Origin of the sequence: Paucibacter sp. M5-1, assembly GCF_027498415.2 — a bacterium.
Lineage (GTDB): Bacteria > Pseudomonadota > Gammaproteobacteria > Burkholderiales > Burkholderiaceae_C > Roseateles_E.
The window spans coordinates 2,978,883-2,992,498 of sequence record NZ_JAPZLM020000001.1 but is presented as its reverse complement, the minus strand read 5'-3'; the positions used below and the strand labels follow the sequence as shown (position 1 = coordinate 2,992,498).

Genomic DNA, 13,616 nt, shown 5'->3' with positions numbered 1-13,616 from the left:
CAGCGCTCAGCTGCGGTGCTGGTCGTTGTCCTTGTGGCCGATCAGGCGCACCAGGGTCGCACGCAGCCGTGGCGCGTCGATCGGCTTGGTCAGGAAGTCGTTCATGCCGGCCGCCAGGGCCTCGTCGCGCTCCGAGATCAGGGCCGCGGCGGTCAGCGCGACGATGGGCAGCTCGGTGGCCGGGAAGCGCCGCCGCACCTGGCGCGTCGCCTCGTGGCCGCTCATCACCGGCATCTGCACATCCATCAGCACCGCGTCGAAGGGCTTGCCCATGCTGGCCTGGGCGTTGATGGCCTCGACCGCCTGGCTGCCGTCGCTGGCCTGCGAGACCTCCAGCCCCCACTGTTCCAGCAAGGCCACCGCAATCATCATATTGACCGGGTTGTCCTCCACCATCAGCACGCGCAGGCCCTGCAGGTCCTGGTTGTCGCGCGCCTCACGCAAGGTAGTGCTGATCGGCGTCGGCGCGCCGGGCAGTGGCAGCTCGGCCCAGAAGGTCGAGCCCTGGCCCGGCGTGCTGTTCACGCCCACCGTGCCGCCCATCAGCTCGGCCAGCTCGCGGCAGATCGACAGGCCCAGCCCCGTGCCGCCGTAGCGCCGCGTGGTCGATTCGTCGGCCTGGGTGAAGGGCTGGAAGAGGCGCTCGTGCAGGGCCGGCTCGATGCCGGGCCCGGTGTCGGTCACCTCGATGCGCAGCCGCTCCTCGTCCTGCCGGCGCACCCGCACGGCCACCGCGCCGGCCTGCGTGAACTTCAGGGCGTTGCTCAGATAGTTGCTGAGGATCTGGCGCGTGCGCATCGGGTCGCCGACCACCCAGGCCGGCACATCCTCGTCGACATCGATGCGGAACGACAGGCCGCGCGCCTGCGCCAGCGTCAGATAGGCCAGACGCATCGTGCCCAGCATGTCGCGCAGCGCGAAGGGCAGCGACTCCAGCGTCAAGCGGCCGGCCTCGATCTTGGACAGATCGAGGATGTCGGAGATCAGGCCTGACAGGCTTTCGGCGCTGTCCAGCATCTGGTCCAGATACTGGCGCCGGGTGGCCTCGTCCAGGTCGGGCTGCTGCACCATGCGCGCCAGGCCCAGCAGGCCGTTCAGCGGGGTGCGGATCTCATGGCTGGTGTTGGCCAGGAAGGCGCTCTTGGCGCGGTTGGCGGCCTGGGCTTCGTCCTTGGCCTGGGCCAGCGCGGCCTCGACGCGGCGCTTCTCGGTCACGTCCTCCATGATCCAGATCGTGCCGCCGCGGCTCGGGTGGTTGGGGTCCACCGCCTTGGCCAGCAGCCGGCACAGAAAGGTCGAGCCGTCGCGGCGGCGCATCGGCCGTTCGATCTCGACCTGCTCGCCGGCGGCAAGGCGTGAGCCCAGCTCCTCGCCCACCGCCGCATAGGCCTCGACACCGGGCCAGACCACGCTGCCATGCTGGCCCAGCAGGCCATCGGGCGGCCAGCCGAACATCTCCTCGATCAGCGGATTGACCTGGACGAAATGCTGGTCGCGCGTCAGCGTGATGCCGATCGAGGCGTTCTGCAGGATCGCCGCATGCACGAGCCGGGTGCGCTCGCTCTCGGTGACATCGCGCGCGTTGACGACCAGATAGGCCTGGCCGTCCATATTGAAGGGCGCGGCCGACAGCACCATCGCGATCGGCTCGCCCGACTTGGTGATGAAGTTGACCGGCACCTCGCTGACCTTGCCGTGCTGGCGCACGCCATCGATCACGCGGGCGCGTTCCTCGACATCCTGCCAGATGCCGATCTCGTCCGAGGTGCGGCCCAGCACCTCCTCGGCGCTGTAGCCGGAGAGCCGCTCGAAGGTCTTGTTGACCATCGCATAGCGGCCCGAGCTCATCTCGGTCAGCGTGATCACATCGGGGCTGGTGGCGACCAGATGCGAGAGCAGACCCTCGCTGCGGCGCAAGGCGTCCTGGGCGCGCGAGGCCTCGGTCTGGTCGATGAAGAAGGAGAGGGTGGCCGGGCCGCTGGTGGCATCGACCCGCACGCTGGTGGCCTGTACCAGGCGGCGCCGGCGCGACAGGGTGCGCAGCTTGAACTCGGCCATCGGCAGCATCGCGCCGACCGCCATCGCCTCGATCTTGGCGGCGCGCTGGCGGGCGCGTTCGTCGTCGCCCGGCTCGTAGTGCGAGAACAGATCCTGGCCGATCATGCTGGAGCGCTGGGTGTAGCCGAACATCGCCATCGCCGCCGGGTTGGCGTCCAGCACCCGGCCCCAGCGGTGCAGCACCAGCGGGCTGGGCGAGCGGCGGAACAGCTCGCGGTAGCGCGTCTCGGTGGCGGCCACGGCCTGCTCGGCCTGCACCTCGTTGGTCACATCGCGGCCCACGCCCCAGTAGCCGCGGAAGCTGCCCTGGGCGTCGAAGCGAGGCTCGCCGCTGATCGAGACAAAGCGCACCGCGCCGTCCGGCCCGCGCCGGCGCGCGACGACGCCATGGAAGGCGCGGTGCGATTCGAGGTCGGCGCGGTGCGCGTCCAGATCCTCGTCCGACAGGCCCAGATGCTCGACATCCCAGGGCGCCTTGCCCAGGCGTGCCGCCAGATCCAGGCCGGAGGAGCCGGGCTTGTCCTCGGCCAGATGGGTGAAGCGGAACTCGCGGTCCATCTCCCAGTACCAGTCGGCCGCCATGCTCAGCAGATGGCGAAAGCGTGCATTGCGCTCGCCGGCAGCCTGGATCGAGCGGCGCAGCATGCGCATGCAGCCCAGGCCGATCACCAGTCCCGACCCCAGCAGTATCAGATGGGTGGCCAGGCGGGCGGGCAGGCTGGCAGGCGCGGCCGCGCCCGGACCCCAGCCCTCCAGCTCGGCGAACACCAGGCCGGCCACGGCCAGCAGGCTGATGCCGAAGATGAAGAGGCCGGCACGCACGCCTTGCAGCGCGGTGGCCAGCACCACCATCAGGCTCATGATGCCCAGCGAGATCGAGGCCAGACCCAGCTGGCGCGACAGCGCCAGCGCGACGGCCGAGGCGATCACCAGGCTCATCACCAGCAGCGCGAAGGCCTTGGCCTGGCGTTGCGGCGGCTGCCAGACGGTCAGCGCCGCCAGCGCCGCCGTGCCCCAGGTCAGCAGCGGCGGGATCAGTCCGTTGAAGGGCTCGCCACCGAGGCGGCCAAACCATTGAAGACTGCCGGCCAGGCCGCAGATCAGCGCGCAGGCGGCCAGGAACAAGCGCATCGAATGACGCCGCACACTGCGCTCCAGCGCGGCAGCGGCGTCGCCGGGGCCGACATCATGCCCGACCAGGCTGCTCAAATCGTCCAGGGTTTCCTTGCTCACAACGCCATTCGCTCCGCTCGCGCCGAAGCCGGTCTTCGACGAAGAGCGCAGTCTCCGCCAGAACCCGAGGGCCTGAATACCCGGTCAGCCCCCGAATGCGTGGGCTTATCGCAGCAGTTCGGGGTAAACGCGAACTAATGCTCAGGCGGGGCGGGCCTGGTTCAGCTGCTCGCGGGTCTGCTGCGCGGCGCGGCGGGCCGCTGCGGCAAAGTCGTCGCCACTGCTGGCGTAGAGCACGGCGCGCGAGGAGTTGACGATGATCAGGCCGTCGCTGCGCAGGCCGGCCCGCACGGTCGCGTCGGCATCGCCGCCCTGGGCGCCGACGCCGGGAATCAGCAGCGGCAGGGTCGGCGCGAGCTCGCGCACCCGGGCGATCTCCCCAGGATAGGTGGCGCCCACCACCAGGCCCAGCTGACCGTTCTTGTTCCATGCGGTCTGCGCCAGCGCGGCCAGATGCTCGAACAGGCGCGGCTGGCCCGGCACATCGGCCAGGCGCTGCATCTGCCAGTCATTGCCGCCGGTGTTCGAGGTGCGGCACAGCAGGATGGCGCCCTTGTCGGGGTAGCGCAGATAGGGCTCGATCGAGTCGAAGCCCATGAAGGGCGACAGCGTCACCGCGTCGGCCTGGTAGCGCTCGAAGGCCTCTTTCGCGTACTGCTCGGCGGTCGAGCCGATATCGCCGCGCTTGGCGTCCAGGATCACCGGCACATGGGGCGCGACCCGCTTGATGTGCGCCATCAGCCGCTCTAGCTGGTCCTCGGCGCGATGAGCGGCGAAGTAGGCGATCTGCGGCTTGAAGGCGATCACCAGGTCCTTGGTGGCGTCGACTATTGAACTGCAGAAGTCGTAGATGCGCGAGGCATCGCCCTTCCAGGCGCCCGGGAAGCGGGCCGGGTCCGGGTCCAGGCCCACGCAAAGCAGCGAGTGGTTCAGTTGTTCGGCTTTGTGGAGTTGCTGGATGAAATTCATGGGCGGCCTGGCGACGGTTTGAGGTGGCGTATTGTCCCGGTTTTGCATTGGGAGCAGGAAGATGACGGTGTTGGAGACCGAGCGGCTGCGGCTGCGCCATTTCGGGCCGGCGGACGCGGCCTTCATCCTGGAGCTGCTCAACGAGCCCTCCTGGATCGCCCATATCGGCCCGCGCGATGTGCACGATCTGGCCGCCGCCGAGGCCTGGATCGAGGCGAAGCTGGTGGCCAGCTATGCCCGCCTGGGTTTCGGCTTCTGGGCCGTCGAGCGCCGCGAGGATGGCGCGCTGCTGGGCATGTGCGGCCTGATCAAGCGCGACAGCCTGCCCGAGGTGGACCTGGGTTACGCCTTCGTGCCGCGCGCCTGGGGTGTCGGCTATGCCCGCGAGGCCGCTGCAGCCTGCCTGCGCCATGGCGCCGAGGTGCTGGGCATGCAGACCATCCTGGCCATCACCGGGCCCGACAACCTGGCCTCGCAGCGGGTGCTGACGGATATCGGCATGTGCTTCGTCGAGACCCGGGTGCTGGACGGCGAGACGCGGCAGACCCAGGTCTACCGCTGGGCGTCCGCTTAGATCTTGCGGGCCAGTTCCCCAGCCTTGCCGGTATAGCTGCCCGGCGTCATCGCCAGCAGCCGGGTCTTCTCGGCCTCGGGCAGTTCCAGCGTCTGGATGAACTCGCGGATTGATTCGCGGGTGATGGCCTTGCCGCGGGTCAGCTCCTTCAGGCGCTCGTAGGGGTTGGGCAGGGCGTAGCGGCGCATCACGGTCTGGATAGGCTCGGCCAGCACTTCCCAGGCGCTGTCCAGGTCCTCGGCCAGCGCGGCCTCGTTGACCTCCAGCTTGTCCAGGCCCTTCAGCAGCGACTCATAGCCCAGCACCGCGTAGCCCAGCGCGACGCCCATATTGCGCAGCACGGTGGAGTCGGTCAGGTCGCGCTGCCAGCGGCTGATCGGCAGCTTCTGGCTCAGATGGCTCAGCAGCGCATTGGCCAGGCCGAAATTGCCCTCGGCGTTTTCGAAGTCGATCGGGTTGACCTTGTGCGGCATGGTCGAGCTGCCGATCTCGCCGGCCACCGTGCGCTGCTTGAAATAGCCCAGCGACACATAGCCCCAGACATCGCGCGACCAGTCGATCAGGATGGTGTTGGTGCGCGTCACCGCATCGAACAGCTCGGCCATATAGTCGTGCGGCTCGATCTGGATGGTGTAGGGGTTGAACGTCAGCTCCAGCTGTTGCTCGATGACGCGCTGGCTGAAGGCCTCCCAGTCGAACTCGGGCCAGGCCGACAGATGGGCGTTGTAATTGCCGACCGCGCCGTTCATCTTGGCCAGCAGCTTGACGTCGGCGATGCGCGCGCGGGCGTTGCGCAGCCGAGCGACGACGTTGGCGATCTCCTTGCCCACCGTGGTTGGGCTGGCGGTCTGGCCATGGGTGCGACTGAGCATCGGCGTGGCGGCCAGCGCGTGGGCCATGGTGCCGAGCTTGGCGATGATGCGGTCGACGGTGGGCAGCAGCACCTCGGCGCGCGCGGCCTTCAGCATCAGGCCATGGCTGGTGTTGTTGATGTCCTCGCTGGTGCAGGCGAAGTGCACGAACTCGCCGGCGGCCTTCAGCTCGGGCGCATTCTCGAAGCGCGACTTCAGCCAGTACTCGACCGCCTTGACATCATGGTTGGTGGTCTTCTCGATGTCCTTGATAGCCTGGGCATCGGCCTCCGAGAAGCGCGTCACCAGCGAGCGCAACAACCCGCGCGCGGCCTCGGACAGGGGCTTGAACTCGTCGAAGCCGGCATCGGACAGCGCGATGAACCACTCCACCTCGACCTGCACGCGCCTGTGCATCAGTCCGAACTCGGACAGCAGTGGGCGCAGAGCGGCCACGCGCGAGGCATAGCGGCCATCCAGGGGCGAGAGGGCGCTGATACTGGAGAAGGCGGAGAGCGTAGTCATGGCGTGTGCGCGGGCTGGCCGCGAGAGCTGAGGGCAAACCCGGAGATTTTATCCGGCCGGCCCGAGCCGGCCGAAATCCTTCTGGCAAACCATGCTTGGCAGGCCGGCACGCCTCTTGCCTAATGCCAAGGCGTCCGCCCCTGTCGACCTCAACATCAAGGAAACACGCCATGAGATCTGCCCCGAGCTCCGCCCTGCGCCGCCTCACTCTCGGTCTGGCCGCCGCCAGCCTCGCCGCCCTGGCCCTGCCGGCCGCGGCGCAGGCCAAGCTCAAGGTCGCCGGCATCTACACCGTGCCGGTCGAGCAGCAATGGGTCAGCCGCATCAACAAGGCGCTGAAGGCGGCCGAGGCGCGCGGCGAGATCGAGTACGCCTTCTCCGAGAACGTCAGCAACGCCGACTACGAGCGCGTGCTGCGCCAGTACGCCGAGAAGGGCTATGGCCTGGTGGTCGGCGAGGCCTTCGCGGTCGAGGCGGCGGCACGCAAGGTTGCCAAGGACTATCCCAAGACCGCCTTCCTGCTGGGCTCCAGCGGCAAGCCGGCCGCGCCCAACTTCGCGGTATTCGACAACTACATCCAGGAGCCGGCCTATCTCAGCGGCATGATCGCCGGCGGCGTCAGCAAGAGCGGCAAGATCGGCCTGGTCGGCGGCTTTCCCATCCCCGAGGTCAACCGCCTGATGCATGCCTTCATGGCCGGGGCCAAGGAGATCAACCCCAAGGCCGAGTTCACCGTCAGCTTCATCAACAGCTGGTTCGACCCGCCCAAGGCCAAGGAAGCCGCTTTCGCGATGATAGACAAGGGCGCCGACGTGATGTACGCGGAGCGCTTCGGCGTCAGCGACGCGGCCAAGGAGCGCAAGGTGCTGGCCATCGGCAATGTGATCGACACCCAGGCCCAGTATCCCGACACCGTGGTCGCCTCGGCGCTGTGGCATATGGAGCCCAGCATCGACCGCGCGATCAAGGCGGTCAAGGCGAACGCCTTCAAGGCCGAGGACTACGGCCCCTACTCGATGATGAAACACAAGGGCAGCGAGCTGGCGCCCCTGGGAACCTTCGAGAAAAAGGTGCCGGCCGATGTGGTCGCCAAGGTCAGGGCCAAGGAAAAAGCCATCCTGGACGGCAGCTTCGTCGTCAAGGTCGACGACAGCCAGCCGAAATCGACCAGCAAGTGACGCTCCCGGCGCTGCAACTGCGCGGCATCAGCAAGCGCTTCGGCGCGCTGCTGGCCAATGACGGCATCTCGCTGACGCTGGAGCAGGGCCAGGTCCTGGCCCTGCTGGGCGAGAACGGGGCCGGCAAGAGCACGCTGGTGTCCATCCTGTTCGGCCATTACGTCGCCGACGCCGGCGAGATCACGGTGTTCGGCCGGCCGCTGCCGCCGGGCCAGCCCAAGATGGCGCTGGCCGCCGGCATCGGCATGGTGCACCAGCACTTCACCTTGGCCGAGCGCCTGACGGTGCTGGACAACGTGATGCTGGGCCTGGAGCCGCTGTGGCAGCCCTTCGCGCGGCGCCAAGCGCAGCGCCAGCGCCTGCTCGATACCGCGCAGCGCTTCGGCCTGCAGGTCGATCCCGACGCGCTGATCGCCGATCTCTCGGTCGGCGAGCGCCAGCGCGTCGAGATCCTGAAGGCCCTGGTGCGCGGCGCCCGCATCCTGATCCTGGACGAACCCACGGCGGTGCTGACCCCGCAGGAAAGCCAGTCGCTGTTCGTCTCGCTGAAGGCCCTGGTGGCCGAAGGCATGGCCATCATCTTCATCAGCCACAAGCTCGACGAAGTGCTGGCGGTCTCGGACCGCATCGCGGTGCTGCGCGCTGGCAAGCTGATCGCCGAGCTGGACGCGGCCGGCGCGTCCAAGGCCGATTTGGCCGAGGCCATGGTGGGCCGCGCGGTGCCAAGCCCCAAGCGCGCGGCGACGCAGCCCGGCGACATCGTCTGCCGCCTGCGCGGCGCCACGCTCGCGGCCAAGCCGGGGCTGCGCGGTGTCGATCTGGATCTGCGCGCCGGCGAGGTGCTGGCGGTGGCCGGTGTGGCCGGCAATGGCCAGCATGCACTGGCCGATCTGCTGCACGGGCTCGTGGGCCTGGCGGCCGGCGAGCTGCGGGTGCTGGGGCAAGACCTGGCCCCACGACCCGGGGCTTGGCTGGCCGCCGGCGTGGCCCGCATCCCGGAGGACCGCCATGCGGCGGGCGTGGTCGGCGATCTGCCGCTGTGGGAGAACGCGCTGCTGGAGCAGTACCGCGCCCCGACCTTCTCGCGCTGGGGGCTGTTGAAACGCAAGCGCTCACGCGCTCATGCGCAGGACATCGTGCAGCGCTTCGATGTGCGCGGCCTCGAAGACCGCGGCCTGGACACGCTGACCCGCAGCCTGTCGGGCGGCAATATGCAGAAACTCATCCTCGGCCGCGCGCTGACCGGCGATCCCGAGGCCGGCAAGGCTGGCAATCGGCCTCGGCTGATCGTCGCCAACCAGCCGACCTGGGGCCTGGATGTCGGCGCGGTCGCCTATGTGCACCAGCAGCTGCTGGACGCCTGCGCGGCCGGCGCGGCGGTGCTGCTGATCTCCGAAGACCTGGACGAGATCTTTGCCATCGCCGACCGCATCGCGGTGATGCACGAGGGACGGCTCGGCGTTGCGAAGCCGCGTGCCGACTGGACCCTGACCAGCATCGGGCTGGAAATGGCAGGAACTCGAACAGCAGAGGCGGCCCATGCGGCTTGAGAAACGTTCGGTCCCGTCCTCGGCCTGGCGCCTGGCCGCACCGTTGCTGGCGCTGGCGATCACGCTGGCCGTCAGCTCGCTGCTGGTGGCCTGGGCCGGCGCACCGGTCGGCCAAGCCTATGCGCTGCTGCTGGAGGGCGGCTTCGGCTCGCGCTTTGCCTGGAGCGAGACACTGACCCGCGCGACGCCGCTGATACTCACTGGCCTCGCCGCCGCCGTGGCCTTCAAGGCGCGGCTCTACAACATCGGCGCCGAGGGCCAGCTCTATATGGGCGCACTGGCGGCGGTGCTGGTCGGTGGCCTGCATGGCGGGTCAGGTCTTGAGTGGCCGAGCTGGCTGCTGTTCCCGCTGATGATGGCGGCCGCAGCGCTGGCCGGCGCCTTGCTGCTGCTGGGCCCGGCGCTGCTGAAGAGCCGGCTGGGCGTCGACGAGGTGGTCACCACGCTGCTACTGAACTTCATCGTGCTGCTGTTTGTTTCGTGGATGCTGGACGGGGCCATGAAGGACCCGCTGGCGATGGGCTGGCCGCAAAGCGTGGGCCTGCAGGAGTCGCTCTCCTTGAGCAAGCTGGTCGAGCGCAGCCGCGTCCACACCGGCCTGCTGTGGGCCATCGCGGCGGCGCTGCTGCTGTGGGCCCTGTTCAAGTACAGCCGCACCGGCTTCGAGATCCGCGCGGTCGGCGCCAACGCCCAGGCGGCCGCCTTTGCCGGCATGCCGGTGGCCTGGGTCAGCCTGAAGGTGGCCTTGTTGTCGGGCGCGCTGGCGGGCCTGGCCGGCGCGATCGAGGTGGCCGGCCGCACCGGCTATGTCACGCTGGACATGAGCCCGGGCTATGGCTACAGCGGCATCGTGATCGCGATGCTGGCGGGCCTGAATCCGCTCGGGGCCCTGCTGTCGGCGGTGTTTGTCGCCGGCCTGCTGGTCGGCGCCGACAGCATGAGCCGCGCGGTCGGCGTGCCGACCTATATCGCCGATGTGATCGTCGCGACCGCGCTGATCGCGATGCTGGTCAGCAGCCTCCTGGTCAATTACCGCCTCCGTCTGAGGAGTCGCGATGGGCGCTGAGATCCTCGAGCTGCTGTCCGGCAGCGCCTTCTGGATCGCGGTGCTGCGCATCGCGACGCCGCTGATCCTCGGTACCCTGGGCGTGTTGCTGTGCGAGCGCGCCGGCGTCTTGAACCTGGGCATCGAGGGCATCATGGTGGCCGGCGCCTTTGCCGGCTGGCTGACGGTCTACCAGGGCGGCGGGTTGTGGCTGGGCGTCGGGGTCGCGGCCGGGGTCGGCGCGCTGCTGGGTCTGCTGCATGGCTGGCTGACCGTGAGCCTATCGTTGTCGCAGCATGTCTCGGGGCTGGGCATCACGCTGCTGGCCACCAGCCTGGCCAGCTATGCCTACCGCGTCAGCTTCCCCAAGGTCGAGAACCCGCCGACGATCCAGCCCTTCGCCACGATGGAGGCCTGGCTGCCGATCCCGGTGCTGAATGCGCAGACGCCGCTGACCCTGCTGGCTCTGCTGCTGGTGCCGCTGCTGGCCTACGGCCTGAACCGCACGCCGCTGGGTCTGGCGGTGCGCATGGTCGGCGAGAGCCCGGCCGCCGCTGAAGGCCAGGGCCTGTCGGTCGTGCGGCTGCGCATTGGCGCCATCATGGCCGGCTCGGCGCTGATGGGGGTGGCCGGGGCCTTCCTGACGCTGGCCGCCTTCAACGCTTTTTACTTCAATATGGTCAACGGCCGCGGCTGGGTCTGCGTGGCCCTGGTCGTGTTCGCCTCCTGGCGGCCCGGCAAGGCGCTGCTGGGCGCGCTGCTGTTCGCCTTCTTCGATGCGCTGCAGCTGCGCCTCCAGCAAAGCAGCGGCGGCGCCGTGCTGCCCTACCAGCTCTATCTGATGCTGCCCTATCTGCTGTCCATCGTCGCCCTGGTGCTGGTGGCCCGCAAGGCGGCCTATCCGCAGGCGCTGATGAAGCCTTATCGCAAGGGCGAGCGCTGATTGGTGACCATGAAGCATGCCTTGCCAGCAGCCGTCAGCGGCGAGCGTTGCGAGTTTGACAGTGCGGCGGGGCGCCTCAGTGTCTACGTCGCTGGCCAAGGCCCGCCGCTCTTGCTCATCCACAGCATCAACGCATCGGCGTCTGCGGCAGAAATGCGACCGCTCCATGAGCACTACCGTGCGACGCACACCGTTTTTTCAGTCGATCTGCCAGGCTACGGCTTTTCTGATCGCAGTGACCGGGACTACACGCCGCGTCTGATGACGGATGCGGTTCACGCCGTCACCGCATGGGTGCAGTCCCGCTGCGGGCCGGCACCCATCGATGCACTGGCCCTGTCGCTGTCGAGCGAGTACCTGGCACGCGCCGCTGCAGAGGCGCCGGGCAGCTACCGAAGCGTGGCGCTCGTCAGCCCCACGGGCTTCAACGGCCTGAAACCGTGGCGTGCCGCCCCAGGCAGCACGCGTGGGCTGCCGTGGCTGTACAAAGCGCTGCGCGGGCCGGGGGCCGTCTGGGGGCTGGCACTCTTCCGTGCGCTGACCCGGCCGGGCGTGATTCGCTATTTTCTGTGCCGAACCTGGGGGTCGAAGAACATCGACGAAGCGCTCTGGGCCTACGACGTTTTGACCACCCGAGTACCCGGCGCCGAGCATGCCCCCTTGCACTTCCTGTCCGCGAAGCTCTTCAGTGCCGACATACACACGGTCTACGAAAGTCTCGCGATGCCGGTCTGGATGTCGCATGGCGTGCGCGGTGACTTCACCGACTATCGCGGCAAGGCGATCGTCGAGAGCCGCCCCAACTGGCAGTTCACCATCTTCCCGACCGGGGCCCTGCCGTACTTTGAGGTGCCGCAGGACTTCTGCGAGGCCTATGACCGGTTTCGCGATGGGCGGGTGGCTGGGGCGTAGAGATTGTTGATCGGCGCCAGGCGCTCGCTGCCGAGGGTTGATGCAGGGGAATCCGCCCGCAACCTGGCAGTGGTAAGGCATGGTCAGCATTCGATGACGTTGACAACCGGCGTAGCTGCCCAATAGGTAACTTTGGGGACGGCCGCGCTAACTGGTATCGACGATTTGCCTTGTGTGAATCAGACTACACAGCCGACACGCAAGCAATCTATCGGAGCGACGTATGAAGAGACGCGACTTCCTTCTGTCCTCAACCGCGATCGCCTCGACCACAGTCGCAATACCACTTGCAGGCTGCGGCGGAGGCGGTGAGCAACCAGATTCCCCGCAAGCACCAGTGGCCCCAACGCCAGCACCGCCACCGCTGTCTCCCTCACCAGCGCCATCCACCGGTCGAACATACCAGTTTGGCGCGGCCGTACGATCTCAAGCAGAACTTGCGGCCGTTCCTACCGTCTATGCAAAGGCATCTGCGCCAGGTGTTGCATTACCTCGATCGGCTGATCTCAGAACCTCGGGCTTCCTGCCTCCTGTAGGCGACCAAGGAAATCAACCATCGTGTGTAGCTTGGGCGGTTGGTTACACGACAGCTACTTTCTCTGCAGCTCAGCAAGCTGTGATTAACCCGACCAGCCCCGCACGTCAGGCTAGCCCGACGGACCTCTATGCGAAGCTTCAACAGATCAGGCCGACCTCTTGCCGAGACGGAACTCTGATTACGGATGCCTGTGATATTCTGATACGGGATCGAATTACAACGCTTCAAGATGCCCCATATAGTGACCGATCATGTCCAGCGCCAAGAGCCAATCGACAGTTCGGAATATTGGGATACCGCCGCCTTAACTCAGCAGACTCTCAGGCCATTAAGACCCAGATATACGAGAAGAAGCCGCTTCCGATCGGAATGCGAGTTTATTCAGACTTTGTTTCGTTCGGAACTGGAAGTCTTCGAACCGGCATATATCGCATCTCGGGATCGTTGACCAATGAAGGTCATGCGATGGCCATAGTTGGCTACGATGATGACAGGCAAGCCTACTTAGTTGTTAATAGCTGGGGTGTAGACTGGGGCAACCAAGGATACTTCTGGTTCGACTACAACTCCTTCCAGTCATCCGTCTTTGAAGTCTATGCAGTGGATGGCGCCGCGCAGGCAAATGTGGTACCCAGTCCCGGTCCCGCACCATCCCCCTCACCAAGCCCCGCGCCGACCACCCTGCAAATTCGTTCGCTAACTGCGACGTCACAGATCAACTTCTTCTACGGTCTTGATGTGCTGTTCTTAGAGTTCTCTCTTAGTGAGCCGGTCTTCATTAATGCTGTCTCATTCCGTTATGAGGACGCATTTGGCTTTGGTTACTTTCCATTTCAAAGTCAGTCTTTCCCAGTTGGCGTTTGGGCTGCTCAGTCCTATGTAAACTTTTGGCAATCTCTACCTTCTCGGTGGGTTCCCGGAAGGTACACATTATTTATGGACTGCACTCGTCAGAACTCGCAAAGCCAGACGATTTCAAGTTCGACGCTGTTCAGGTGACCCAGGGGCAATTCCTCATCAGGCCTCTCTCCGGATGGGGGGCTCTCAAGAAACACCTCCCAAGTACTTGATCTGCAATGGTGTTCTCAGCCGGGTTGAGCCACGGGAACGATCTGCATGCCGAGCTTCCTGGCCCGCTCGGTGAGGTTGAGCAGCACGCGTTAGCGGTATCGTTCCTCGAAGTAGTCTGGCCCGCATCGGTGTACTCCTCGCCTTTGCTCAGCATCGCGTAGATCAGCCT

The 13,616-nt window shown here is 66.8% G+C and carries 10 protein-coding genes; 7 read left to right on the top strand and 3 right to left on the bottom strand.

Annotated features, from left to right (window positions below; translation table 11 throughout):
- Positions 1–6 precede the first annotated feature (6 nt).
- Entirely contained in the window at positions 7–3,291 is a 3,285-nt protein-coding gene (locus tag O5M90_RS14040) for a PAS domain S-box protein (protein ID WP_269839230.1), read from the bottom strand.
- 141 nt (positions 3,292–3,432) lie between these two features.
- The gene (pyrF, locus tag O5M90_RS14035; protein WP_269839229.1) at positions 3,433–4,260 is read right to left on the bottom strand and encodes an orotidine-5'-phosphate decarboxylase; all 828 of its coding nucleotides are present in this window, start codon (positions 4,258–4,260) and stop codon (positions 3,433–3,435) included.
- 61 nt (positions 4,261–4,321) lie between these two features.
- On the opposite strand from pyrF, the gene O5M90_RS14030 reads away from it, so the two are divergent.
- Complete coding sequence (locus tag O5M90_RS14030) at positions 4,322–4,834, top strand: GNAT family N-acetyltransferase (RefSeq protein WP_269839228.1); 513 nt, start codon at positions 4,322–4,324, stop codon at positions 4,832–4,834.
- On the opposite strand, the gene purB is transcribed toward O5M90_RS14030, so the two are convergent.
- Positions 4,831–6,210, bottom strand: coding sequence for an adenylosuccinate lyase (gene purB / locus O5M90_RS14025; protein WP_269839227.1), 1,380 nt, complete (start codon positions 6,208–6,210; stop codon positions 4,831–4,833). The two genes, O5M90_RS14030 and purB, sit on opposite strands and share 4 nt — an antisense overlap.
- 170 nt (positions 6,211–6,380) lie before the next feature.
- Between purB and O5M90_RS14020 the strand changes: the two genes are divergently transcribed.
- The 6 genes from O5M90_RS14020 (at position 6,381) to O5M90_RS13995 (ending at position 13,375) form a co-directional block, all read left to right on the top strand.
- Positions 6,381–7,388 carry a BMP family protein gene (locus O5M90_RS14020; RefSeq protein ID WP_137942631.1) on the top strand — a complete coding sequence of 336 codons (1,008 nt, stop codon included), beginning with the start codon at positions 6,381–6,383 and terminating at the stop codon, positions 7,386–7,388.
- Positions 7,385–8,938: an ABC transporter ATP-binding protein gene (locus O5M90_RS14015; RefSeq protein WP_269839226.1), complete on the top strand. Its 1,554-nt coding sequence runs from the start codon at positions 7,385–7,387 to the stop codon at positions 8,936–8,938. Before O5M90_RS14020 ends, O5M90_RS14015 begins: the two co-directional genes overlap by 4 nt.
- Positions 8,928–10,004, top strand: a complete 1,077-nt coding sequence (locus O5M90_RS14010; protein ID WP_269839225.1) for an ABC transporter permease — start codon at positions 8,928–8,930, stop codon at positions 10,002–10,004. The genes O5M90_RS14015 and O5M90_RS14010 overlap by 11 nt, the downstream gene beginning before the upstream one ends.
- The gene (locus O5M90_RS14005) at positions 9,994–10,926 is read left to right on the top strand and encodes an ABC transporter permease (RefSeq protein ID WP_269839224.1); all 933 of its coding nucleotides are present in this window, start codon (positions 9,994–9,996) and stop codon (positions 10,924–10,926) included. Before O5M90_RS14010 ends, O5M90_RS14005 begins: the two co-directional genes overlap by 11 nt.
- Positions 10,927–10,935: 9 nt before the next feature.
- Positions 10,936–11,838 carry an alpha/beta fold hydrolase gene (locus tag O5M90_RS14000; protein ID WP_269839223.1) on the top strand — a complete coding sequence of 301 codons (903 nt, stop codon included), beginning with the start codon at positions 10,936–10,938 and terminating at the stop codon, positions 11,836–11,838.
- Positions 11,839–12,061: 223 nt separating this feature from the next.
- Positions 12,062–13,375 (top strand): C1 family peptidase, encoded by a 1,314-nt coding sequence (locus tag O5M90_RS13995; protein WP_269839222.1) that lies wholly within the window; start codon positions 12,062–12,064, stop codon positions 13,373–13,375.
- Positions 13,376–13,616: the final 241 nt, after the last annotated feature.